The sequence below is a fragment of the Pseudomonas sp. GW460-12-10-14-TSB1 genome (assembly GCF_017349775.1).
Taxonomy (GTDB): domain Bacteria; phylum Pseudomonadota; class Gammaproteobacteria; order Pseudomonadales; family Pseudomonadaceae; genus Aquipseudomonas; species Aquipseudomonas piscium.
Window position 1 is genome coordinate 34,241 of the sequence record NZ_JACNAC010000046.1, and the last position, 23,439, is coordinate 57,679.

General features: G+C 60.7%; 27 protein-coding genes and 1 pseudogene. 26 read left to right on the top strand and 2 right to left on the bottom strand.

Annotated elements, in window-relative coordinates:
* The first annotated feature begins 1 nt into the window (after window position 1).
* The 16 genes from J4D52_RS22700 to J4D52_RS22775 all read left to right on the top strand — a co-directional run bounded on the left by J4D52_RS22700 (window position 2) and on the right by J4D52_RS22775 (window position 12,647).
* Window positions 2-478, top strand: coding sequence for a phage virion morphogenesis protein (locus tag J4D52_RS22700; RefSeq protein WP_102677702.1), 477 nt, complete (start codon window positions 2-4; stop codon window positions 476-478).
* A 235-nt stretch (window positions 479-713) separates the two neighbouring features.
* Window positions 714-1,826, top strand: coding sequence for a peptidase (locus tag J4D52_RS22705; protein ID WP_102677703.1), 1,113 nt, complete (start codon window positions 714-716; stop codon window positions 1,824-1,826).
* A 12-nt stretch (window positions 1,827-1,838) separates the two neighbouring features.
* Window positions 1,839-2,762 carry a hypothetical protein gene (locus J4D52_RS22710; RefSeq protein ID WP_102677704.1) on the top strand — a complete coding sequence of 308 codons (924 nt, stop codon included), beginning with the start codon at window positions 1,839-1,841 and terminating at the stop codon, window positions 2,760-2,762.
* Window positions 2,763-2,769: 7 nt separating this feature from the next.
* The gene (locus J4D52_RS22715; protein ID WP_146018010.1) at window positions 2,770-3,234 is read left to right on the top strand and encodes a hypothetical protein; all 465 of its coding nucleotides are present in this window, start codon (window positions 2,770-2,772) and stop codon (window positions 3,232-3,234) included.
* A complete protein-coding gene (locus J4D52_RS22720) occupies window positions 3,231-3,563 on the top strand; it encodes a capsid cement protein (RefSeq protein WP_102677705.1) in 333 nt (110 codons plus the stop codon). Before J4D52_RS22715 ends, J4D52_RS22720 begins: the two co-directional genes overlap by 4 nt.
* 8 nt (window positions 3,564-3,571) lie before the next feature.
* Window positions 3,572-4,006 (top strand): gp436 family protein, encoded by a 435-nt coding sequence (locus J4D52_RS22725; protein ID WP_102677706.1) that lies wholly within the window; start codon window positions 3,572-3,574, stop codon window positions 4,004-4,006.
* Window positions 4,003-4,485, top strand: a complete 483-nt coding sequence (locus J4D52_RS22730) for a Gp37 family protein (RefSeq protein ID WP_102677707.1) — start codon at window positions 4,003-4,005, stop codon at window positions 4,483-4,485. The genes J4D52_RS22725 and J4D52_RS22730 overlap by 4 nt, the downstream gene beginning before the upstream one ends.
* Window positions 4,482-4,715, top strand: coding sequence for a hypothetical protein (locus J4D52_RS22735; protein WP_102677708.1), 234 nt, complete (start codon window positions 4,482-4,484; stop codon window positions 4,713-4,715). Before J4D52_RS22730 ends, J4D52_RS22735 begins: the two co-directional genes overlap by 4 nt.
* Before the next feature lie 5 nt (window positions 4,716-4,720).
* Entirely contained in the window at window positions 4,721-6,145 is a 1,425-nt protein-coding gene (locus tag J4D52_RS22740) for a phage tail sheath subtilisin-like domain-containing protein (protein WP_102677709.1), read from the top strand.
* Complete coding sequence (locus J4D52_RS22745; protein WP_102677710.1) at window positions 6,146-6,670, top strand: phage major tail tube protein; 525 nt, start codon at window positions 6,146-6,148, stop codon at window positions 6,668-6,670.
* Window positions 6,671-6,833: 163 nt separating this feature from the next.
* Window positions 6,834-7,148 (top strand): phage tail assembly protein, encoded by a 315-nt coding sequence (locus tag J4D52_RS22750; protein WP_102677711.1) that lies wholly within the window; start codon window positions 6,834-6,836, stop codon window positions 7,146-7,148.
* 238 nt (window positions 7,149-7,386) lie between these two features.
* Entirely contained in the window at window positions 7,387-9,924 is a 2,538-nt protein-coding gene (locus tag J4D52_RS22755; RefSeq protein ID WP_256581572.1) for a phage tail tape measure protein, read from the top strand.
* Window positions 9,924-10,805, top strand: a complete 882-nt coding sequence (locus J4D52_RS22760; RefSeq protein WP_102677713.1) for a phage tail protein — start codon at window positions 9,924-9,926, stop codon at window positions 10,803-10,805. Before J4D52_RS22755 ends, J4D52_RS22760 begins: the two co-directional genes overlap by 1 nt.
* Window positions 10,805-11,011, top strand: coding sequence for a tail protein X (locus J4D52_RS22765; protein ID WP_102677714.1), 207 nt, complete (start codon window positions 10,805-10,807; stop codon window positions 11,009-11,011). Before J4D52_RS22760 ends, J4D52_RS22765 begins: the two co-directional genes overlap by 1 nt.
* Window positions 10,999-12,114 carry a phage late control D family protein gene (locus J4D52_RS22770; RefSeq protein ID WP_102677715.1) on the top strand — a complete coding sequence of 372 codons (1,116 nt, stop codon included), beginning with the start codon at window positions 10,999-11,001 and terminating at the stop codon, window positions 12,112-12,114. The genes J4D52_RS22765 and J4D52_RS22770 overlap by 13 nt, the downstream gene beginning before the upstream one ends.
* Entirely contained in the window at window positions 12,114-12,647 is a 534-nt protein-coding gene (locus tag J4D52_RS22775; protein ID WP_102677716.1) for a phage baseplate assembly protein V, read from the top strand. Before J4D52_RS22770 ends, J4D52_RS22775 begins: the two co-directional genes overlap by 1 nt.
* Before the next feature lie 11 nt (window positions 12,648-12,658).
* Here the strand turns inward: J4D52_RS22775 and J4D52_RS22780 are convergent, their stop codons facing one another.
* Window positions 12,659-13,291: a hypothetical protein gene (locus J4D52_RS22780; RefSeq protein WP_102677717.1), complete on the bottom strand. Its 633-nt coding sequence runs from the start codon at window positions 13,289-13,291 to the stop codon at window positions 12,659-12,661.
* A gap of 116 nt (window positions 13,292-13,407) precedes the next feature.
* On the opposite strand from J4D52_RS22780, the gene J4D52_RS22785 reads away from it, so the two are divergent.
* From J4D52_RS22785 to J4D52_RS22815, 7 genes are all read left to right on the top strand, one after another.
* Window positions 13,408-13,785 carry a GPW/gp25 family protein gene (locus tag J4D52_RS22785; protein ID WP_102677718.1) on the top strand — a complete coding sequence of 126 codons (378 nt, stop codon included), beginning with the start codon at window positions 13,408-13,410 and terminating at the stop codon, window positions 13,783-13,785.
* Window positions 13,769-14,890: a baseplate J/gp47 family protein gene (locus J4D52_RS22790; protein WP_102677719.1), complete on the top strand. Its 1,122-nt coding sequence runs from the start codon at window positions 13,769-13,771 to the stop codon at window positions 14,888-14,890. Before J4D52_RS22785 ends, J4D52_RS22790 begins: the two co-directional genes overlap by 17 nt.
* Entirely contained in the window at window positions 14,883-15,464 is a 582-nt protein-coding gene (locus J4D52_RS22795; RefSeq protein ID WP_102677720.1) for a phage tail protein, read from the top strand. Before J4D52_RS22790 ends, J4D52_RS22795 begins: the two co-directional genes overlap by 8 nt.
* Window positions 15,464-16,768: a hypothetical protein gene (locus tag J4D52_RS22800; RefSeq protein WP_158246974.1), complete on the top strand. Its 1,305-nt coding sequence runs from the start codon at window positions 15,464-15,466 to the stop codon at window positions 16,766-16,768. Before J4D52_RS22795 ends, J4D52_RS22800 begins: the two co-directional genes overlap by 1 nt.
* A gap of 8 nt (window positions 16,769-16,776) precedes the next feature.
* The gene (locus J4D52_RS22805) at window positions 16,777-17,214 is read left to right on the top strand and encodes a phage tail assembly chaperone (RefSeq protein ID WP_158246975.1); all 438 of its coding nucleotides are present in this window, start codon (window positions 16,777-16,779) and stop codon (window positions 17,212-17,214) included.
* A gap of 330 nt (window positions 17,215-17,544) precedes the next feature.
* Complete coding sequence (locus tag J4D52_RS22810) at window positions 17,545-19,752, top strand: LTA synthase family protein (RefSeq protein ID WP_371860317.1); 2,208 nt, start codon at window positions 17,545-17,547, stop codon at window positions 19,750-19,752.
* Between the two features lie 130 nt (window positions 19,753-19,882).
* Window positions 19,883-20,722 carry an NAD-dependent protein deacetylase gene (locus J4D52_RS22815; RefSeq protein WP_063429607.1) on the top strand — a complete coding sequence of 280 codons (840 nt, stop codon included), beginning with the start codon at window positions 19,883-19,885 and terminating at the stop codon, window positions 20,720-20,722.
* Here the strand turns inward: J4D52_RS22815 and J4D52_RS22820 are convergent.
* Entirely contained in the window at window positions 20,719-21,624 is a 906-nt protein-coding gene (locus J4D52_RS22820; RefSeq protein WP_063429605.1) for a LysR family transcriptional regulator, read from the bottom strand. The genes J4D52_RS22815 and J4D52_RS22820 overlap by 4 nt on opposite strands.
* 225 nt (window positions 21,625-21,849) lie before the next feature.
* Between J4D52_RS22820 and J4D52_RS22825 the strand changes: the two genes are divergently transcribed.
* The 3 genes and pseudogenes from J4D52_RS22825 to J4D52_RS22835 form a co-directional block, all read left to right on the top strand.
* Window positions 21,850-22,548 carry a CoA transferase subunit A gene (locus J4D52_RS22825; RefSeq protein WP_007920583.1) on the top strand — a complete coding sequence of 233 codons (699 nt, stop codon included), beginning with the start codon at window positions 21,850-21,852 and terminating at the stop codon, window positions 22,546-22,548.
* Window positions 22,549-22,579: 31 nt separating this feature from the next.
* Window positions 22,580-23,239, top strand: coding sequence for a CoA transferase subunit B (locus J4D52_RS22830; RefSeq protein ID WP_007920581.1), 660 nt, complete (start codon window positions 22,580-22,582; stop codon window positions 23,237-23,239).
* Between the two features lie 14 nt (window positions 23,240-23,253).
* Window positions 23,254-23,439, top strand: a pseudogene (locus J4D52_RS22835) (acetyl-CoA C-acetyltransferase); the annotation flags it as partial.

Below are 23,439 nucleotides of genomic sequence, written 5' to 3' on the forward strand. Positions count from 1 at the left end.
AATGTTCACCGTCGAACTGGATCACCAGCGCCTGCAGACCGCCCTGCGCAAAATTGAATGGGCTGTGGGCGACCTTGCACCGCTGATGCGTGGCATCGCCGCCGAGCTGGCCAGCCAGACCGAGGAAAACTTCGGCGAGGAAGGCCGCCCCGAGTGGGAGGACCTGTCCGATGTCACAACAGCACGCCGGGAGAAAAACGGCAACTGGCCTGGGCAGATGCTGCAGGTCAGTTCCGCAGGCCTGGCCGCCTCGATCACGACGCAAGCCACCGACAGCTCGGCACTGGTCGGCAGCAACAAACCCTACGCCGCGATGATGCAGTTCGGCGGCACCAAGTCAGACTTCCCTCATCTGTGGGGTGACATTCCAGGTCGACAGTTCTTGCCTATGGATGCCGAGGGCGAGCTGCAGCCCGAAGCAGAAGAGGCAATCCTGGATCTGGCCATGAATCACCTCGAAAAGGCCGCTCGCCTGTAAGCCCCTCAGAGCCCCCACAGCGTGCATACGACTCCGGTTCATCGAACCGCATAGGCGAATCACGCTGTAAACGCTTTATAAAGCCCTGCTGCCTCACTCCTATCCCACTGCGCGGGTGCCAATGGCACCCTGGCCGCATCAACACCGCCGCGACACTCTTTAAACTCGATTAAAAGTCTTCGGCCGGGCATTGGCTCAGTCTGTGTGCATCACCTTCAACTGAAGTGCACAGACCATGAAAACCATTCCTTTCTTTCGTGCCGGTAAGCATGTCGATAGCCAGGGCCGAACCGTCGAGTTCACTGAGAAAGACCTGGCTGCATCCATCAGCGGTTACGACCCGGCGCTACACCGGGCGCCCCTGGTCATCGGTCACCCCAAGGACAACGGGCCGGCCTATGGCTGGGTTCGGTCCATCAGCCGCAACGTCAAAGGCGAAGCGACGGCAGTACCTGAGCAGGTTCACAACGACTTCGCCGAAGGCGTAGCGGCCGGCACCTGGTATCCGCGTTCCGCGTCCTGGTACGCACCCACTGACCCACGCAACCCCAAGCCTGGCATCTACTACCTGCGCCATATCGGTTTCCTCGGCGCCCAGCCACCCGCGATCAAAGGTCTGTCCGACATTGAGTTCGATGACGGCGAGGGTGTGCTGGAAATCGAGTTCGGCGACTTCGGCGATGCCGTCTCGGCCGGGATCTTCCGCCGCCTGCGTGACTGGTTCATCGACCAGTTCGGCCAGGAAACCGCTGACCGCGTTGTACCTGGTTGGGACGTAGACAACCTGTTGGCGGAGTCCCGCCGCGAAGACGACCGCCCCTCATTCACCGAACCCACCCCACCCAGCAAACCAACCACCGAGGAACACACCGTGAGTCCAACGGAACAGGCCGCCCTGGAGGCGGAAAACAAACGCCTCAAATCGCAAGTGGCTGCACACCAGGAAGAGAAGCAGAAAGCCCAGGCCGACCAACGTCATGGCCAGAACCTGGCTTTCGCTGAAGGTCTGGTCGGTGCGGGCAAGCTGTTGCCCAAACACACCGCCGCCTTGATTGCTGCCCTGGACTTCGCCGAAGCCGGTGACGCACCGCTGGAGTTCGGCGAGGGCGATCAGCGCAAGCCGGTTATCGAAGGCCTCAAGGCGATCTTCGACGACCTGCCAAAACAGATCGACTTCGCCGAGCAGGCGAGCAAGGAACGTTCGGGGGATGTGCATGTACCGACCGATCTGGAGTTCGCCGAGAAGAACACCGACCCCGACCGCCTCAGTCTGCACAACCGTGCAACGGCTTTGGCGTCCAGCAAAAACATCCCCTACGAGTCGGCGGTTCGCCAGCTCATCAAGTAACAAGGAGTCATCATGGCTGATCGTTTGAAGGCATTGCGGGTCGTTGACCCGGTACTCACCAACCTGGCGCGTGGCTATCGCAACGCCCAGTACATCGGCGAAGGCTTGTTCCCCATCGCTTTGATCGACAAGGAAGCCGGAACCATCCCGCTGTTCGGCAAGGAGGCCTTCGAGGTCTACGACACCGAGCGGGCCATCCGTGCCCAATCCAACATCATGACCCCGGATGACCTGGACGGCCTGGACGTTGTGCTGCGTGAACATGACATCGCTTATCCCGTGGACTACCGCGAGAAGAGCGAATCCATGTTCGACGCTGAAGCTCGCGCCTCTCGCCGCGTAGTCAACACCATCGACCTGCGCCGTGAAGTGACCTGCGCCAAGTTGGCACAGAACCCTGGCACCTTTCCAACCGGTTCCAAGGTCACCTTGGTCGGCTCCAGTCAATGGAGCAACGGCGGCGGCGACCCTATCGCGGTCGTTGAACAAGGCAAGGAAGTGATCCGTAGCCGCATCGGCATCCGCCCCAACACCATCACCATGGGCGCCTCGGTGTACCAGTCCCTGAAGTTCCACCCAAAGCTCCAGGAAGCGCTGGGCAGCAATGAACGCAAGCTGATCACCCTGGAACATCTGAAAGCTCTGTTCGGTATCGATGACATTCGCATCGGTGAGGCCCTGGCCGGCGCGACCAACACCGCCGATATCTGGAGCGACAACCTGACCCTGGCCTACGTGGCCAAGCCTGGAGCCGACAACCAGGCTGACTATGAAGAGCCGAGCTTCGGCTACACCCTGCGACGCAAGGGCATGCCCGAAATCGACACCTACGACGGTTCGGGCGGCAAGGTGCGTTTCGTCCGCAACACCGACATCTATAAGCCCGTGGTCGTGGGCTCGGATGCCGGTTACCTGATCTCCGACATCAACGGCTGAGGTTCCCATGGCAGCTAAACCAACCAAGGGCACCCCCTCAGCCGCTGATGCAGCTCAGGGTGATGTCAGCCAAACCGCTGCCGCTGCACCAGCTGCTGCAGCACTTCCTCAGACAGGCCCTGCAGCAACGAACGAACAGGCCGGCGATCAGGTTGCGGCTCCAGCAACTCCCGCACCTGGTGCGCCGGCTGCTGATGGTCCCAACGCTTCGGATGAGCTGAACCTGGACGATCGGCTTGATGAGTTTCGGGCGCCAATGACTATCTCTGGTTCGTCCCCTGGTGATGCAGCAGGTCCGAAAGACGACGCCACGGGTGGGCCGGAGCTTCTTGGCTACCTGGTGACCGATGTGTCGTCCGTGCTGCATGACGGCACCTGGTATCACCTGGGCGATGAAATTTTCTTGAACGATGAAGAAGCGGACCCGCTGTTGGACCGCCGAATTATCGAACCTTCCAGGAGCAAAAAATGAAGACTCAACAACCTGTACTCATCACCTCGGTCGTGGCGCTGGTTGACCTCCCGCGTTACCTCTTCGCTGGCTTCAACGGAGCCTTGTGCGCCGTCGGAGCCAAGGCCCTGGGCACGGTTCAAGCTGACACCGAAGCGGACAACGTGGCCCCGGTCAGTGTCCTGGGCATTTGCCTGGTCACTGCCGGTGCCGCTGTGGCGGCTGGTGTCGAGGTGGAGTCCGACGCCTCGGGTCGAGCGGTGACGCTCGCTACAGGAAAGGCGAACGGCATCACCATGGATGCGGCAACAGCTGCAGGTGATGTCATCCGTATCGTCCGGGGAATCTGAGGCCAGCCATGCGCTACTGCACTCGCGCCGATATCGGCAAGGCCATTCCTGAGCTGACCTTGCTTCAGCTCTCCAACGACGACCCCGCCGCGATGGAGCCCAACGAGGACGTTATTGAGGATGGCGTCCGCCAGGCTGAAGAGCTGGTCGACGGCTACCTTCGCGGCCGCTACGACTTGCCGCTCGTTCCGGTCCCGACCGTGTTGCGCGATGCAGTGGTGTACCTGGCCCGGCACTGGCTGTATCAGCGCCGGCCCGAAGGGGCATTGCCAGACGCGGTGAAGGACAGCCGCAAGGACACCATCAAGCTCCTGGAAAGCATCAGGGACGGCGTGGTCACGCTGGGCATGCCCAGCGGACAGGCTGCACCGGAGCCTGGGGAAATCCGGGTTCGCGCACGTCCTCAACAGTTCAGCGGTGACCTCTGGGGACGCTACAAATGAGCCAGCCCAAAACCCAAACAGTGCAACTGCTGGAGGCGATGCAGAGGCGCCTGCAGGAGACCTTCGGCCAACTACTGACAGTCGAGCTGTTTCCTGAAGACCCTGCACGTTACCGCCTAAACCACCCACGGGGGGCACTCCTGCTGGCCTACGGCAAATCGACCTTCGGCGGCTCCGAGGCCGGGGACTCGATGTTTCAGGCTCGCAACATCGTCATCAGGGTGACCCTGGTGTTTCGTCAGCTCAACGGCAAAGACGGAGCGGTCAGCTACCTGGACCACATCCGCGATTGCCTGACTGGCTGGTTTGCACCGCACTGCGATCAGGCCTGCCGTCCAGTCGCAGAGCAATACATCGGCCAGATACAAGGGCTCTGGCAGTACGGCCAGGACTTCGCCCTGCGCGCCACTCAACTGCAGGTCATGGGCCCCGAAAGTGGCCCGTTGCTTACACAAGTTCGTTTCGAGGAAGACCAATGACACTTACCCGCTACATCTATAACGGCCCGCAGAGCGGCGCCACTCTGCGGGTAGGCGAAGCCCGCGAACTGCTGGACGTGGTGCTGCAGCCGGGAAAACCCGTCGAGCTACCGGCCGACCACGATTACACCCTGGTGCTGCTGGAACTCAAGCACCTGGTACTTGCACCACCTGAGGCGAAACCTGCAGGCAAGGCTGCAGCCGTGTCTCAGAAACCTGGACAGGAGTAAGCCCAATGGCAGCTAACTATTTGCACGGTATCGAAACCATCGAGGTCGAAAGCGGCCCTCGGGCCATTCGAGTGGTCAAGTCGGCGGTAATCGCCCTGGTCGGCACGGCGCCTATCGGCCCAGTCAACGAGCTGACCCAATCGCTGAATGAAGTAGATGCGGCTCTGTTCGGCTCACACCTCACCGGCTTCAGCATTCCTGAAGCTCTGGAAGGCATCTATGCCTATGGCGCAGGGACGGTGCTGGTGGTCAACGTTCTCGACCCAGCAATTCACCGCACCAGTCTCGTGGGCCAGGAAAAGCAGTTCGGTGATAACGAGCTGCTACAGCTGCAGCACGGCGCGCTGCAGCTGCTGACGATCAAGTCGGCGGATGGCAACACCACCTACGATCTGGGCACTGACTACACGGTGAACATGTTGACCGGCCGAGTGACCCGCCTGCCGGCCGGAACCATTCCTGCCAACGCCCAGGTGAAGGCAGACTACACCTACGCCGATCCGAGCAAAGTCACTCCGGCCGATATCATCGGCGGGGTCACCATTGCCGGCCGGCGTACTGGCTTGAAGGCTTTCCAGGACAGCTACAACTTGCTCGGGTACTTTCCGAAGATCTTCATCGCACCGGGCTTCAGTACCTTGAATTCGGTGAGTGTCGAGTTGATCGCCTCGGCTGTGCAGGTCAAGGCGTTTGCCTATATCGATGCGCCTATCGGCATCACGGTCCAGCAAGCTATTGCAGGGCGCGGTCCGGCCGGGGCCATCAACTTCAACACAAGCAACGACCGCGTGCGTCTGTGCTATCCGCATGTGAAGGTGTACGACGCGCCAACCGATGGCTCACGCCTGCAGCCATTGTCGATCCGTGCAGCAGGCCTACGGGCGAAGATCGACAACGACAAGGGCTACTGGTGGAGCATGTCCAACCAGGAACTGGTTGGCGTGATTGGCCTGGAGCGACCACTGACGGCTCGGGTGGATGACCCGAACAGTGAGGTCAATCTGCTCAACGAAAACGGCATCACCACCGTCTTCAACTCCTTCGGCACCGGTTTGCGCTTGTGGGGTAACCGTTCCGCTGCCTGGCCTACCGTGACCCACACACGCAACTTTGAAAACGTGCGGCGTACCAAGGACGTGGTGGACGAATCGATTCGCTACAGCTCGCTGCAGTTCATTGACCAGCCTGTTACTGACTCGCTGATCACTAGCGTCACTGAAAGCGTCAACCTGTTCATCCGTAAGTTGGTTGGCGACGAGGCGTTACTCGGTGGCGAATGCTGGTATGACCCTGCGCGCAATCCACAAACCGAGCTTGAGCTGGGGCACGTCCTGTTCAGTTACAAGCTAGGCGTGCCTGTACCGTTTGAGCGCGGCACCTTCGAAACTGAAATCACCGGGGAATACCTGGTCAACCTGGGAGCCGCATAAATGGCCGGTTTTAGCGCACACCGTATTTCCAACGCCAACATCTACCTGGACGGCACCAGCTTCTTTGGCAAGTCCGAAGAGATCGATCTGGGCTCGATCAAGGCTGTGACCAGCGACTTCCAGGGGCTAGGCATGGTTGGCCTGATCGAACTGCCGGATGGCATTGATAAGCTGGAAGGCAAGATCACCTGGAACAGCCTGTACTTTGAAGCAGCAAAGAAGCTGGTCACTCCCTTCAAGAGCATTCAGTTGCAGTGCCGCTCCAACGTCCAGGTGTTCAACAACGGCGGCCTGGTCGACGAGATCCCGCTGGTCACGATGATGACCATCACTGGCAAGGAGTACCAACTGGGCAGCCATAAACCGCGCGATCCGGCCAAGTATGAAACGCCGTTCTCGGCCACCTACGTGCGCCAGGTACTCAACGGTGATGAAGTGGTGCTGCTGGACTACCTGTCCAACATCTTCCGGGTTGGTGGTGAAGACCAGTTGTCCAAGTACCGGAAGAACATCGGCCAGGCCTAAGGACTACCTCCACGGACTGGAGCTGCCAGGACGGCAACCCGAAGCCCCGCCATCGTGCGGGGCTTCGTCTTTAAACTCGATTAAAAGTCATCGCCACGGCCAGGTGCGATGCTCAGGGCTCACTTAAAGCAGTCGATTAAACCGACAACCTGGAGCAACAAAGATGGCCGAAGTACTCAGTTTCACCCTCAAGTTTCCTTTCCAAAACGCCGCTGGCGATACGATCTCGACGCTGACCATCAAGCGCCTGAAGCGCAAAGACATCAGCGCTGCACAGACCCACACCAAGGACGAGGCCGCCATGGAAGATTTTCTGCTGGCCAAGATGACCGGCCTGACCATTGAAGACCTGATGGACCTGGATATCGCCGACTCCAAGGCGGTCAGCGAGGTGTTTCGGGGAATGGCTGATGGACGAGACCTGGCTGAACTCCTGGGACGAGGCACTGTTGCTGGTGCTAAGGCTACAGCCGTCTGAAATCGACGAGCTGAACATGGATCGGTATTTGTTTTGGGTCGATGTGTGTCGACGTGAGATTGACCGCCGCATCGAAGCTGCCGAGCAGATGAACCGCTGATCGGCAGCCTCTCCAGACCTTTGTCCTGCCGTGCGCCTACGCCTCAGGCGCACCCCCTCAAACCAATAGCCTGCCGGGTATTCTATGGCGAATGAAGTCTTAGTCGGATTACGAATAGGGGCCGCTGTTTCGGGCTCCTTGAGTGCCGCATTCGGTTCTGCCAAGTCAACGGTGCAGCAGCTCGGGCGTGCGACCGATGGCCTGTCGGCCAAGCAGAAACTCATTGGGACCGAGCTGGCCGCGTCCCTGGCGCGTGGTGGTATTGGCATCGAGCGCATGCGCCGACAGTATGACCAGGTCGGCAGAACCATTGATCAACTCAAGATCAAGCAGGACCGCCTCAATACCAGCATCGCCCGTGGCGAAACCCTCAAGAACAAGCGTGGCGAACTGCGTGGCCAGGCGATGGAAACGGTCGGCACAGGGGTTGTACTTGGTGCGCCGGTTGTTCAATCGATGCGTACCGCTATCGACTTCAAGGACCGAACAAATGACATTGCAATTACCGGTGGCTTTGATGCGACCGAAGAGGCCGAACTCAGCAATGTGATGCGGGCTTCTGCACTGAAGTGGAATCAGACACAGACCGAAGTCGCCACCGGCACGGCGGTGTTAATTGCTGGTGGCATCTCCAGTGCCAAGGAACTGGCTGCCTACGCACCAGTAATGGCCAAAACCGCGACAGCCACTCGGGCCAGTATGGATGACCTGGGGTCGGTGGCCATCGCGCTCAACGACAACCTCGGTATCGGTGCTGCAGGGCTGGAGCGTTCAATGAACATGCTCGCCTTTGCCGGTAAGAGTGGCCAGTTTGAGCTGGCGGACATGGCCAAATGGCTGCCACAACTTACCCCCCAATTTGCCGCCCTGGGCGTCACTGGTGAGCGTGCAGTTGCTGAGATCGGTGCGTCTCTGCAGATCGCTCGGCGCGGCGCCGGTAGCAACGACGAAGCCGCGAACAACTTCAAGAACTTCCTTTCTAAGTTAACTGCGAAGGACACACTCAAGTCCTTTGAAGGTGCCGGAATTGATTTAACAGACGCTATGAAGAACTTGGTCGGGAAAGGTCTTACTCCCGTCCAAGCAATGTTGGAGGTCATTACTCAGTATGTAGGTAGTAAGGGGCCAGGGGCGGCTGATAAGTTTCAGAAGGTAATGGCCATCAAGGATGATAAAGAGCGGCAGATTGCCCTCAGTCGTTTGAACGAGGCGTACAAGCTGGGGGAGCTGTTTGCCGATCAGCAGGTACTGTCATTCGTTCGGCCAGCTATGGCCAACAGGAAGGATCTCGCAGGCATTCAACAGGGCAGTATCGATGCCGCCGATAAAGGCGGGCTTGATGCTGACTGGAACAAGCGCATGGAAAGTCCGAAAGAGCAGCTAAAGGCGCTGACTATTAATCTATCGGACCTTGGAATAACCATTGGCAACGTTCTGTTGCCGGCACTTGTGGACATTACCCAGGCAGTTAGACCAGTAGTGCTGTCATTTGCTACCTGGGCAGGTGAGAACCCTGGACTCATCAAAGGCGTCATTGGCCTGGTCGGCGGTCTTCTGCTCAGCAAACTGGCCTTCATCGGTGTTGCCTATGGGGCCAACCTGGTGCTGTCGCCTTTCGTGGCTATATCCACGACTATCAAAACCCTCTCTGCGAAGTGGACCTTGCTGCGTGCCATGTGGCAAATGGGCAAGTTCACACCATTGATCACCGGCCTATCCCGTGTTGGTCGCGGCTTGGTGACTGTTGTCAGATTCAGCGGGCTCTTTTTGCGCGGCCTGACTATGGCCCTGGGTGCACCGCTGTTGTTGGCCGCACGCGGGGCGCTGGCCCTGGGCAAAGTCCTGGGCAGTACGTTGTTGTTTGGTCTGAAGCTGGTTGGTCAGACTGTGCTATGGCTTGGTCGAGCCCTGCTGATGAATCCCATCGGCTTGCTCATCACGGGAATCGCTCTATCGGCATACCTGATCTATCGCTATTGGGAGCCCATCAAAGGGTTCTTCGTGGGCCTTTGGGGGGAGATCAAGGCCGGTTTCAGCGGTGGCCTGGGTGGCATTGTCGGATTGATCGCCAACTTCTCTCCGCTGGGCCTTTTCTACAGGGCCTTTGCCGGAGTCATGAGCTACTTCGGCGTTGAGCTGCCCGGCAAGTTCAGCGAGTTCGGCGGCATGATTGTCACTGGCCTGATCAACGGCATTCGCAACATGGCCAGCTCGCTGAAAGAAAGCGTGGTCGGTGTCGGCTCATCGGTAAAAGGCTGGTTCACCGAGACGCTGGGTATACAGTCGCCGAGCCGCGTATTCATGGGCTACGGGGCCAACATCAGCGAAGGTGCCGCGATTGGCATCAGTGCACAGGCCGGATTGGTGCGTAAGGCCGCGCTTGGCATGGCGGCGCAATCGGGTGTCGACCTCGCACCGCCGAACCCGGCCGACGTATCCAGGGCAAGCATGATGGGCAATGGTGGCGGCACAGCTCCTGGTGCTGCTCCAGCTGCAGGCGGTCAACCCGTCTTCAACTTCTCTCCGCAAATCACCGTGCCAGGTGGCCCTGGTGTGCGCGATCAGGTTGGCCAGGCTCTGCAGGCGAGCTATCCCGAGTTTCTACGGATGATGGAGCGCTACATGCACGACAAGCGCCGCCTGAGCTACGGCTCGGGTGACGGAGGGATAGCCTGATGTTTGCCATCCTGGGCGAGATCGAATTCACCGTTGCCGGTGGCATCAGCGGCATGGAGCAAAGTGGATCGGCCGATTGGGCCGAGCATGCCCGCATCCAGGGCAAGCCCCTGTTGGAGTGGATCGGCGAAGGGCTGGACGAATGCAACCTGACCATCGAGCTGCATCCTGTCCTTGGCGATCCCGAGGCGCGCTTGCGGGCATTGCGCCAGGCCAAGGCCAAGCACGAGCCCTTGGCGTTCGTGATGGGCTCCGGCGAGTACCTGGGCGCCTATGTCATCACCAACATCGGCAACACCGTCCGCCGTGCGACGGCAACGGGTCAGATTCAGTCTGCAGTGGTGCAACTGAGCCTGAAGGAGTACACCGGGGCCTTCACTCGCAAGGTGACTCGCGCCGGGCTGCTCGATACGGCGTTGAACGGTACGTCAGCTGCTGCTGCAGGATCGCCCGGACTTATCTCACGGCTGATGCCTGCCCCCAGCACCGTGCAAGCGGTGATCGGTCATGCCAAGACGGCCGGCAACATGCTGAAGGCTGGCCAGAACCTGTACGAGACGGTCAAGAGTGGCAACGCCTCGATGATCCTAGGCCAGGTGCCCCAACTGCTGGGTGTCACTGCCAGGGCCATTGAGCCTTTGCAGGGACTGACTGCAGCCGCGGGCCTGCTCGATGACGGCGCCGACCTGTCGCGCCTGGGCGAAGACGTCCTGAGCAGCGTGACAGGTGCGCGATCAGCGCTCGACCCGGTAGACCTGGGCAACATCGTTGACCGGTTCACTGCGTCCCGTCAGTCGCTTGACCAGGCCCTCACCACCATGGACGGTGCCAGTACCCGCTTGGCGGGCCTTGCTGCAGAAGTTCTGACGAGGAAAGCGTGATGTTTCTGACCCATATCACGACCGAGGGTGAACGCTGGGACCAGTTGGCCTGGCGCTACTACGGCGATGCTCATCGGTATTTGCCGATCGTTCAGGCCAACATGCATGTGCCGATCACCGGAGCCTTGCCGGCCGGTTTGACTCTGGCCATTCCGGTCCTTGAACCCGTAGCGACAACCGAGGATCTGCCGCCATGGATGCGATGATTCCCGGGCAGGTGCCCGAGGCGCGCTTCGTCCTGACCTACCAGCAGCGCAATATCACCCACAACGTCAGCGAACACCTCTTGTCACTGACCTACCAGGACTTCTTGTCAGGCTTGGCCGACAGCCTGGATGTCGAGCTGGAAGACGCCGAAGGCAAATGGCGCGGTCCCTGGTATCCAGGACAGGGCGATAGCCTGGCGCTGTCTATTGGCTGGGAGGGGCAGCCACTGCGCACGGTGGGCCGGTTTGAGATCGATGGGGTCGAACTGCGAGGCCCGCCGTTTACGGTCACCATCCGCGCCCTGGGCACAGGCATCAACAGCCCGTTGCGCACGCCTGAACACAAGGCCTACGAAAACACGACCCTGGACGCGGTAGCCAAGCAGATCGCCACCCGCCAGGGGTTGGAGCTGATCGGCAGTATCGAACCGATCAAGCTCGACCGGCTGACACAACAGGAGTCGGACCTGGTGTTCCTGCGCAACCTGGCGGGCGAGTACGACTATGCGTTCAAGGTGACCGGCAAGCGCATGGTGTTCCATGCCATCAGCGAACTGGTCAAGGGCGTGCCGGTGGCGTCCCTGGTACTGGGAGACCTGAGCAACATCAATCTTCGCGATCAGATCCGGGAAGTACCGAAAGCCGTTGAGGTCAAGCACAAGGAGCCGGCGACCAAAAAGCTGATCTCGTACACCATCAACAATAAACGTGAAACAGTCGCGGTGCCGAGCAGCTCAAGTAAGGCCACGACAAGCGGCGACACCAAGAAGAAGCGCAAGCGCAGTGCCTCGGCCGAAGAGGCCAAGGCGAAAGCCAAGGCCGAGCTGGCCAAGGCCAACCGGGAGCGCACAACAGGCGCCTGGACAGCCATGGGCCGACCCAACCTGCTCAGTGGCAACATCGTCACGCTGGCAGCCGCAGGCATGCTCGGTGGCAACTACCTGATCACGTCAGCGCGACATGAAATGACCCGTAGCGGTGGATACACCGTCGATCTTGAGTCTTGTCGTGTCTCGGCGCCCTCGATCTCGATGACCCAGGACAGCACCAAGCCCGACCTGGCGCTGTCGACCTACGGCCTTCAACAAGAGGTGGTCGTCTGATGGGCGTTCAACTGGAGTACGGCGAAATCAGCGCCGTGGACTACATGACATGTCGTGTCCGGGTGCGACTGGATGACCGTGACGGCGTTGAGAGCTATTGGCTCAACGTCCCCCAGCGCAACACCCAGGGCACTCAGCGCCGGCCACTGATGCCAGAGCTGAAGGAACAGGGTGCGGTGCTGCTGGACTCTGACGGTGTAGGTGGTGTTTACCTGGGCGGGGTCTATTCGACAGCCGAGCCGCCGCCTGTGGTCGACGAGGACACCGACTATGTGCGGTTCAGTGACGGGACAGTCTCCACTTACGACCGTGCGGCCGGGGTGATGACGTTGGATTGCGTGGGGGCGTTGCTGGTGAAGTGCGGCCGGAACATCACGGTTGAAGCCGGTGAGCCAGTGGTGGTGAAGGCGCCCTCAGCGACTCTGGACATCCCGCAGGTCACCCTGAATGGCAACCTGCAGGTGAATGGCGACGTGAATGCGACCGGGACTATCTTGGATGTCGGTGGCAACTCGAACCACCATAGCCATTGAATGGAAGCCACCTATTTCAGCAGTTTGGCCATCTTTTCAAGATCATCAGCAACAGAGCTGAAACCAATAGCGTTAGTCGGTTTTTCATACAAAAGCGGACGGACACCATCTGGTTTGTAATCCGGCAATCGGCTACGCAACTCATCTCGCAATATGATTGCTTCGATTTTAAAACGTCGGTCGTACTCACCGTTACGTTCGAGTGTATTGTTGATCAGTGCCTGAGTCTGGCGCTCCCATTGCAGATCGCTTTTAAAATCTGTGCCGATGTGTGTTGTTTCGAAAAATCTATCCTCAAGATCTGACCTTTCCAGGCGCTTAAAGCGCCCAACAAACTCCCTGATATCAGCGACCAACCTTAATGCTTTATCCCTTAACTCGGTGGTTCCAGAGTCCACAACCTCAGTTAGCATTTGATCATATTTAGATGCCTTCTCTCGATATGACTCTACCTGCTCTGACCTCAAATGAAGGCGTTCTGTAAGCGTTTCCTGCTTGGCTTTCGCTTCATCAATAATCGCCGTATAACGCCAGCGAGCAACGAAATAGGCTGCGGCGGACATAAGAGCCGCTAGGATCAGGAAGGTGAATGGAGCTGTAGAGATCACTGCCCATTCACCCTTGATAGTCTTAAGTAGTTCCATATAACTCCCAGGCTGCGACATGCCAAGACGGCGTAGGCAATGATACAACGGGTCCGCACGAGTCTCTTTAAACTCGATTAAAAGCCTGCGTCAGCAGGCTTTTGCATTATGGGTGCATGACGACGCCCACTCCTTATACCAGCATCACCGCCGCCCACTGGCAGCCCGCCCTCGGTACATCCGGGGAGGTTGTCGAGGGTCTGCGCGATATCGACCAGTCCATTCGCATCATCCTCACCACGCCCAAAGGTGCAGACGCTCATCGGCCGGACTTCGGCAGCAACCTGCATTTGTATATCGACTGGCCTGTCAACCGAGTGACGCCGCACCTGGTGCGGGAAACGGTCGACGCTCTTCGTCGTTGGGAAACCCGCATCTCGGTCGTGCAGGTAGAGGTGCAGATTGAAGAGTCGCAGATCAGGGTGCGGGTACAGTGGCGTGTTGCGGATGGTGTCACCCAGTTGACGGAGGTGCCCTATGCGCGAGCTGCCTAAGCCCGTCTTTGTCGATATCGATCCGGCCGCGACCGAAGCTGCCCTGATTGCCCGCTATGAGGCCAAGTCGGGGAAAACCCTGTATCCCGCCCAGGTCGAGCGGCTTTTTATCGACTTGATTGCCTACACCAAAACGCTCTCGGATATGGCCATTCAGAATGCCGGCGAGCAGTCTCTGGTGCGTTTCGCAGAGGCCCCCATTCTTGATTACCTGGGCGAACTGGTTGCAACTCCCAGGCTGTTGGCCGCCCCAGCGCGGTGCCCAATCCGCTTCACCATGCCGGCTGCCGTTCAGCAGTCGCTGCTGATTCCTGCCGGCACTCGGGTCAGCACCCAAGACGCAAAGATCACTTTCTTGACTGACCAGGATGCAACCATCCTCGCTGGCCAGACACAGGTAGGCACCACAGCAACCTGTCTTGCGGCCGGGATGGTTGGCAACGGTTGGGCCGTTGGTCAGATCAGCAGCATTGGTAACTCACCTGCAGCAGGTCTGACCGCGACTAATACCAGTGTCACCGCCGATGGTGCCGAGGATGAAGATGATGACCGCTACCGCGAGCGGATCATTCTTGCCCCCGAAGCTTTCAGCAACGCCGGCAGTCGTGGCGCCTATCGCTACCATGCCTTGGCTGTACATCAGTCGATAATCGATGTCGCTGTACATGGGCCGGATGACGGCCAGCTAGATGGCCATGTAGCTCTGTTCCCGCTTACCAACACCGGCCTGCCTACGGACGATCTGCTGCAGCAGATCAAAAGCCAGGTCACGGGTGAAAAGCTGCGTCCGCTATGCGACACCGTGCACGCCCTTGCACCTACCGAGGTGACCTACTCCATCAAGGCGCGCCTGACCTTTTACGCGACAGCAGATCGAGCCGAAGCGATGAAGACGGCCAGGGCTGCCGCCGATGCGTATGCGATTGAGCGCCGTGCGGGGCTCGGCCGTGATCTTGTCCAGGAACAAATCACCGCACTGCTGCAGGTGAATGGCGTTTATCGCGCCGAACTGGAGTTACCCAGCGCCTGGCGCGAGCTGCTGAGTAATGAGTGGGCGAACTGCACATCGATCCTGCTGGAGGATGCAGGGGTGGCATATGGCTGAGCAACAGCTACCACCAGCCCTGGCTGGTGATGAGCGCTTCGAGTTGCTCTGCGAGCTGCTCAACGAGACGTTTGACAGTCTCGATATCAACGCGATGTTGGTGTACCTGGTCGACCTGGTGAAACCGCAACTGCTGCCTGTCTTGGCCGATCAGTTCTCGCTCATCGACGAGGCAGCATGGCTGCTGGCCGAGTCCGAGGATGCCAAGCGCAACCTGATCAAGAGTTCGGCCGAGCTGCATCGATACAAGGGCACACCCTGGGCCATCCGCGAAGTTATCCGCTTGCTGGGCTTTGGTGAGGTGACGATCCAGGAGGGGCTGAACAACCAGATTCGCAACGGCTCAATCACTCGCAACGGCAACCACGTCCACGGCGACCCATCTGCCTGGGCGCTTTACCGCGTCTTTCTAAAACGCGTCATCACCAATGACCAGGCTGCGCTGGTGCGCCGCCTTCTTCTTTCCGTCGCCCCTGCACGCTGCCGCCTGGTGTCTCTCGACTATCAGGAAGTCGCGATCCGGCACAACGGCGTTGCACGTCGTGACGGTCAATACAACCGTGGGAGCAGCTAATGGCCGATCTACCAGAACCGATTGAATGGACGTCCGGAATTTACCAGCTTGAAACCTCTGATCCTGTCCTCGGTGGCCCCGAGGGCATCGACAACCTGCAGGCCAAGCAACTGGCGAGCCGTACACAGTGGCTCAAGGATCAGATCGAGAAGGTCATCAATGGCGCGACCACCATTGGCAAGGCCATACAGTTGGCAACGGCGCGAACATTCACGCTCTCGGGAGCAGTCACTGGCAGCGCGGCTTTTGACGGCACCGCAAATGCCAACATTGTCGTGACGCTGGCCAACAGTGGCGTCTCTGCCGGCACGTATCCGAAAGTCCAGGTCAACGCAAAAGGCCTAGTAACGGGCGGTGCGGCTCTCAACGCCTTGGATATACCGGACCTCGATTGGTCCAAGATCACCAGCGGCAAGCCAACCACACTGGAAGGCTATGGCATCACAGGTGGTTCTTTTACCGAAAACGTCAGAATGGTCGGTGCCAGAAGCGTGGACGTGATGGCATCAGCCACAACATCATGGGCTGGCGGATTACACGTCCGTACACTTTCGGGCGCTGATATTCTCGGCGGGTTTGGCGCCTGGGGTAACAATGACTCCGTGAACTGCCTTTATATGGGGCTCAGCAGCGCCCCTTGGAATTTTGGCTACGGCGTGCGTGTCCAGGCTGATGGTGTCTACATTTCTGGTCCGCTGACCGCCAACGGTGGCGGGTTGACCAACGTGCCTTGGGGCAGTGTGGTCGGCACGCCAAACAGCCTTGGTGGGTATGGGGTCAGCTTCGCCAGTCAGTCGGAGGCTGAAACTGGTGCCGATACCAACAAGCCCATGAACGCGTTACGCGTGTTCCAGGCTATTGCCGCCAAAGTCATTCAGGCGACTGAGAGCGTGCTGGGCATTGCGCGTATCGCTACACAGACGCTGGTCAATGCTGGTACCGATGACACGACTATCGTAACCCCCAAAAAGCTGCGCATGGGGGTCTCGATGTTACTCGGTTCGACCGGGTACATCGCGCTTCCGGTATGGCTGGGCGGCTTAATTTTCCAGTGGGGAATTGCCACGGGAGTTCCCCAAGCGACAGCAACAGCCGGATCTCAGGGACCGACGCGAGACATCTCGCTGCCTATCGCATTCCCGACGAACCCGCTTCGCATTCTGGCTTCGATGCATTTTTCAACAATGACCACACCCGCTGCGTTTGCACCAGGTGCGATCTTCCTTTCTTCGTCGCAGATTCGAGTTCAGAACAATTACACAGCATCGGCCGGCGATATCGCCTGGTTCGCGGTTGGCTGCTAGGAGGCTTCATGGCTATCTATTATCACTTTGCGTCTCGCAGCTTCTTGGACACTGCTACCTATGCGGCCAAGAGCATCCCGTCTGATGCCATTGAGATCACCAAAGAGGAACGGGTAATGCTTTTGGCCGGGGAAGCGAGCGGCCAATCCATTGTGCTCAACGATCAGGGACGGCCAGTACTGGTCGAACCAACACCTGATCCCGAGGCGATAGCGAACCAAGAGCGTTTCTGGCGAGACGCGGAACTCGACAGCGTGAAGTGGTTGCGGGAGCGGCACCGTGACGAGCTTGAGCTGACCATCCAAACCAGTCTGACCGCTGCTCAATACAGCGAGTTGCTTGCATATGTGCAACTGCTACGAGACTGGCCACAGTCACCCAATTTCCCTAGCCAGAAATACCGACCTACGGAACCAGGGTGGATTGCAGAGCAAGAGAGCGAATAACGAAGTGCTGGCCTTCAACGCGGCGGGCTGTTTTGATATTCCTTTGCACTGGATGCAAAAGATACAAGTGCCATTTATCTCAATTCAGGGCGCGGATTTTTCGCGCCCGGCATCACTCTGAAATAGTAAATCCAAGCGCCATCCCCTCCTTCCCTGGCCCCGCCGCCAAGTGCCTGAATACGGGCTTCAAGCCACCGTCCTGTAGCCCCCCGGGCCGTTTCGCCAGCGGCCCGGGAGCTTATTTCCTTCTCGAATAAGAAACGTCTTGCCGCCAGCTGTTGTTACCATGGCGCACATTTGCGTGACAATTTAATGACTGGCAGGTTTTTTGTGAATTTCATCCGGCGTGTTTTCCATCATCCCCTGGCGCCCCTCGGCGCACTGCTGAGCCTGGTGCTGCTCGTGCCCCTGGTGGCGCGTGCGCTGCTCGGCTGGTCCGATCCCCTGGGCTATCTCTCGGACCTGGGCACCGCGGGCCTGTTGACCCTGCTGCTGTACCGCCGCCCCTGGTGGCTGGCCTTGCCGGTGCTGCTGGTGTGGAGCCTGCTGAGCATCGCCAGCGCCGAGCTGGTCAGCGCCGTGGGCCGCCTGCCCAACGCCTCTGACCTGCATTACCTGTTCGACCCGCAGTTCGTCGGCAACTCCACCGGCGGCGGCCTGGCCCATCCCTGGCTGGCGGCGGCGCTGCTGTCCGGCCTGGTGCTGTGGCTGGGCGTGCAATGGGCGGCCCGCGGCACCCGCGCCCCGCGCTTGCCACGCCATGCCTGGACCGCCCCGGCGCTGCTGTGGCTGGCCCATGGCGGCGTGCAATACCTGAACCCCAGCGAAGCCGATCAATGGCGCCTGTTCAACCTGCCGCACCAGTTGCTCGCGGCCGCGGCCGGCCAGGGCCAGGTGCAGCTGGAACAATGGCTGGAAGGCGATGTGCCCGAACTGCCGGTGCAGATGGCCGGCCTGACCCAGCTCGACCTCGACGGCGAGCCGCTGCTGGCCGCCCCGGGCCAGGCGCGCAACGTGCTGGTGATCGCCCTGGAAGGCATTCCCGGCGCCTATATCAAGACCAACCGCGACGCCCTGCACAGCCGCTACCAGGACAACCTGATGCCCAAGCTCAGCGCCTGGGCCGAACGCGGCATGAACACCCCGGACTACGTGCTGCACAGCCACCAGACCATCCGCGGCCTGTACGCCATGCTCTGCGGCGACTACGACAAGCTCGACAACGGTACGCCCAAGGGCATCGAGCTGCTGACCCAAAGCCAGCGCAACCAGGCCTGCCTGCCGGCCCAGCTGCGCAAGCAGGGTTTCAATACCCATTACCTGCAAGGCGCCGGCCTGCGCTTCATGGCCAAAGACAAGATCATGCCGCACATCGGCTTCGACTCGACCCACGGCCTGGAGTGGTTCAGCAACGCCAACTACCTGGACTTCCCCTGGGGCAAGGACGACAAGGCCTTCTTCGAAGGCGCGCTGGACTATGTCGGCCAGCTGAAAAAGCAGAAGCAGCCGTGGATGCTCACCCTGCTGACCGTCGGCACCCACCAGCCCTACTCCGCCCCCGAGGAATACCTCAACCGCTTCGACACACCCAAGCAGGCCGCGGTGGCCTACCTGGACGATGCCATCGGCCAGTTCATGGACCAGCTGGAGCGCCAGGGCGTGCTGAAGGACACCCTGGTGGTGATCACCTCGGACGAGTCCCACGGCATCGATGGCGTGCGCCTGGCGTCGTCCTGGGGCTTCAACCTGATGCTCGCCCCGGAGCAGGCGCAGTTGCCTAAACTCAAGTCCGGGACCTACGGCCATGTCGACCTGAGCGCCTCGGTGCTCGACTATTTCGGCTTCCAGGTGCCGGACAGCCTCAGCGGTCGCTCGCTATTGCGCGACTACGCCCTGGGCCGGGAAATCATGTCCTACACCAACGGCAAGCTGCGTTATCACGATGGCCAGGGCACCCTGACCGAATGCGATTTCCAGCAGCGCTGCCGCTACTACGCCAGCCCCGGCTTCATCGCCGACAGCGCCACCTTCAAGGGCCAGTACGGCGGCCTGCGGGCGCGCCAGATCAGCGCCCGCGCCGAAGGCCTGGACCGCACCCTGCTGCAATCGCCGCTGAACCTGCACTACCAGTTCGGCAGCCCGGCGATCATCCCGCTGCAAGCGCAGATCAAGGACGACTGGGCCGACAACCTGATCGGCGCGCAGTACCTGGAAATGCCCAAGGGCTCGCTGACCCGCGTGCGCTTCACCGTGCGCTCGGCCGACCCGCAGCAGAACGCCTACATCCTGCTCAAGGGCAAGGAGCGCGAACAGGACGTGGCCCTGGGCCTGCCGGAAGAAATGCTGGTCACCCCCGACCAGCCACTGGAAATGGACTTCAGCTTCGCCAACCCGGAATCGCGCAAGGCCTTCTCCTTCCACCTGCTGGGCTACGGCCTGGGCGCGGTGGAAGTCAGTGACTTCAGCGTGATCACCGAACTGCCGGGGCAAGAAGAAGCCAGCGAAGAACCCCAGGACGACAACGCGCAGTCCTCCTGAATCGCCTCCCCGGGAAGCTGGACAGCACCACCACCGTCCAGCTCCCGCGCCCTTGTCTAAACTCCTCGTCAGGCACAAGGTATGGCTTCGCTGCGGTCCGCAGCGCCACCACCAGAGTAGGAGGACGCACATGACCGACAGCCTGGACAACCCTCTGGAGCAGTTGCAGCGACTGATGGCCGAGCGCCCCTTCCTGGTCCTCACCGGCGCCGGCATCAGCACCCCTTCGGGCATTCCCGACTACCGCGACAACGACGGCGTGCGTCGCGGCAACCAGCCGATGATGTACCAGGAGTTCCTGGCCGAGCCCAAGGCCCGGCGCCGCTACTGGGCGCGGGCCATGCTCGGCTGGCCGCGGATCCGCCAGGCGCGACCGAACGCGGCCCACGAGGCCCTGGCGCATTTGCAGGCGCGGCAGAAGATCGCCGGGTTGATCACCCAGAACGTCGATACCCTGCACGACCAGGCCGGCAGCCGCGACGTGATCGAACTGCACGGCAACCTACACCGGGTGGTCTGCCTGGACTGCACGCAACGCAGCGATCGGCAGGCGATCCAGCAGTTGCTGGAACTGCACAACCCCTACCTGGCTGGCGTCGACGCGGTGCAGGCGCCCGACGGCGATACCCTGCTCGACCCGATGTTCGAAGAGCGTTTCCAGGTGCCCCGCTGCCCCCATTGCGATGGCGAGCGGCTGAAACCGGATGTGGTGTTCTTCGGTGAGAACATGGCCCAGGCCACCGCCGCCAAGGCCCTGCACAGCGTCGAACAGGCCGCCGGCCTGCTGGTGGTGGGTTCGTCCCTGATGGCCTATTCGGCCTTTCGCCTGTGCAAGGTCATGGCCGACCAGGGCAAGCCGCTGATCGCCATCAACTTCGGCAAGACCCGCGCCGATGAACTGCTGGACCTGAAGATCGCCGCCTCCTGCGAGCAGCTGTTGCCGCTGCTGGCCGAGCGCCTGACCTCCTAGGAGGCCACCGACAGGCGCTCGGCCAGACCGGCCCCGCGCAGAATGTCGAACAGCGCCTGGGCGGCGCTGGACAGTTCATGCCCGGGGTTGGTCAGCACGCCGATGGCGCGTTCCACCACCGGGTCGCGCAGGGTGATGCAGCGGGCGCCCAGCTCGCGCATCTGCCCGGCGCACAGGGCCGGCACCGCGCTGACGCCAAGGCCGCTGGCGACCATGCGCCCCACCGTCGCCAGTTGATGGCTTTCGAATTCCACCGGCAGTTTCATGTCCCGCGCCCGCAGATGTTCTTCGAGCATCACCCGCACCGTGGACGGTCGTTGCAGGGTGATGAAGGGCTGTTCCAGCAGCGACTGCCAGTCGATGTCCTTCAGGTCGGCCAGGGGTGAATCGCTGGGCACCACGGCGACGAAGCGGTCGATGTACAGCGGAGTGAATTGCAGCGATGCGCTTTGCTGCGGCTCGAAGGCCACCCCCAGTTCCACCTGGCGGTCGCGGACCATCTCCAGCACCTGCTCGTTGATCACGTCGTTGACCGTGACGTTGACCTGCGGGTAGCGCGCGCGAAAGGTCTTGAGAATCGGCGGCAGCAGGTTGCCAGCAAAGGACGGCATGGCCGCCAGGGTCACCCGCCCGCGTTGCAGGGTGAAACGCTGGCGCAGTTCATCCTCGGCGTTGTCCCAGTCGGCGATCAGGCGCCGCGCCAGGGGCACCAGGGCCTCGCCTTCCGGGGTCAGGGCGACGTTGCGCGTGTTGCGGCTGAACAGCCGTCCGCCCAGGCCGTCCTCCAGGGCCTTGATGGTCAGGCTCAGGGCCGACTGCGACAGGTGCAGGCGCTCGCAGGCCACGGCGAAACTCAGGCTCTGGGCCACGGCCAGGAAGGCGCGGATCTGTTTGACGGTCATAGGAAGCTCCAAGAGAGAAGCAGCAGCAAGCTGCAAGCCAGATGCGGCTTGCGGCTTGCGGCTTGCGGCTTGCGGCTTGCGGCTAATTATTCTGTTTTATAAATCAATCAACCTTAAAAATAAACTTAACAAATGAATGCCTCGGCGCAACACTGCGGCTCACTCTCTTCATACGGCCAGCCAGCCGGCTGGCAACGCAAATACCAATAACAAGAGGATGTGCAGATGGCAGGTTTCGACAAGCGCGTGGCGTCCTACGAGGAAGCCCTCGAAGGTCTCAAGGACGGCATGACCGTGATCTCCGGCGGCTTCGGCCTGTGCGGCATTCCGGAAAACCTGATCGCCGAGATCAAGCGTCGCGGCACCCGCGACCTGACCGTGGTCTCCAACAACTGCGGCGTCGACGGCTTCGGCCTCGGCGTGCTGCTGGAAGACCGGCAGATCAGCAAGGTGGTGGCCTCCTACGTCGGTGAAAACGCCCTGTTCGAGAAGCAGCTGCTGAGCGGCGAAATCGAAGTGGTGCTGACCCCCCAAGGCACCCTGGCCGAAAAAATGCGCGCCGGCGGCGCCGGTATCCCGGCCTTCTTCACCGCCACCGGCGTCGGCACCCCGGTCGCCGACGGCAAGGAAACCCGTGAATTCAACGGCCGCGCCTACCTGATGGAAGAGTCCATCACCGGCGACTTCGCCATCGTCAAAGGCTGGAAAGCCGACCACTTCGGCAACGTGGTCTACCGCCACACCGCCCAGAACTTCAACCCGCTGGCGGCCACCGCCGGCAAGATCACCGTGGTCGAGGTCGAAGAGATCGTCGAACCGGGCGAGCTGGACCCGACGCAGATCCACACCCCCGGCATCTACGTCGACCGGATCATTTGCGGCACGTTCGAAAAACGCATCGAACAGCGCACCGTGCGCAAGTAATCGCCCGCCCAACGACTGACGGAGAATAAAAATGGCTCTTACCCGCGAACAAATGGCTCAACGCGTCGCCCGCGAACTGCAGGACGGCTTCTACGTGAACCTCGGCATCGGCATCCCGACCCTGGTGGCCAACTACATCCCCGACGGCATGGAAGTGATGCTGCAATCGGAAAACGGCCTGCTCGGCATGGGCGCCTTCCCCACCGACGACGAAGTCGATGCAGACATGATCAACGCCGGCAAGCAGACCGTCACCGCGCGCATCGGCGCGTCGATTTTCTCTTCCGCCGAATCCTTCGCGATGATCCGTGGCGGCCATATCGACCTCACCGTGCTCGGCGCCTTCGAGGTCGACGTGCAGGGCAACATCGCCTCGTGGATGATCCCCGGCAAGCTGGTCAAGGGCATGGGCGGCGCCATGGACCTGGTGGCCGGCGCGGACAACATCATCGTCACCATGACCCACGCCTCGAAAGACGGCGAGTCGAAACTGTTGTCGCGCTGCAGCCTGCCGCTGACCGGCGCCAACTGCATCAAGCGCGTGCTGACCGACCTGGCTTACCTGGAGATCGAGAACGGCGCGTTCATCCTCAAGGAGCGCGCCCCGGGCGTGAGCGTCGAGGAAATCGTCAGCAAGACCGCCGGCAAGCTGATCGTGCCGGCCCACGTGCCTGAAATGCAGTTCGCCTGAGGAGCAACCAGACCATGCAAGACGTCGTAATCGTTGCCGCCACCCGCACCGCGGTCGGCAGTTTCCAGGGTTCGCTGGCGAACATCCCCGCGGTCGATCTCGGCGCCGCGGTGATCCGCCAGCTGCTGGCCCAGACCGGCCTGGAGGGCGCCCAGGTCGATGAAGTGATCATGGGCCAGGTGCTCACCGCCGGCGCCGGA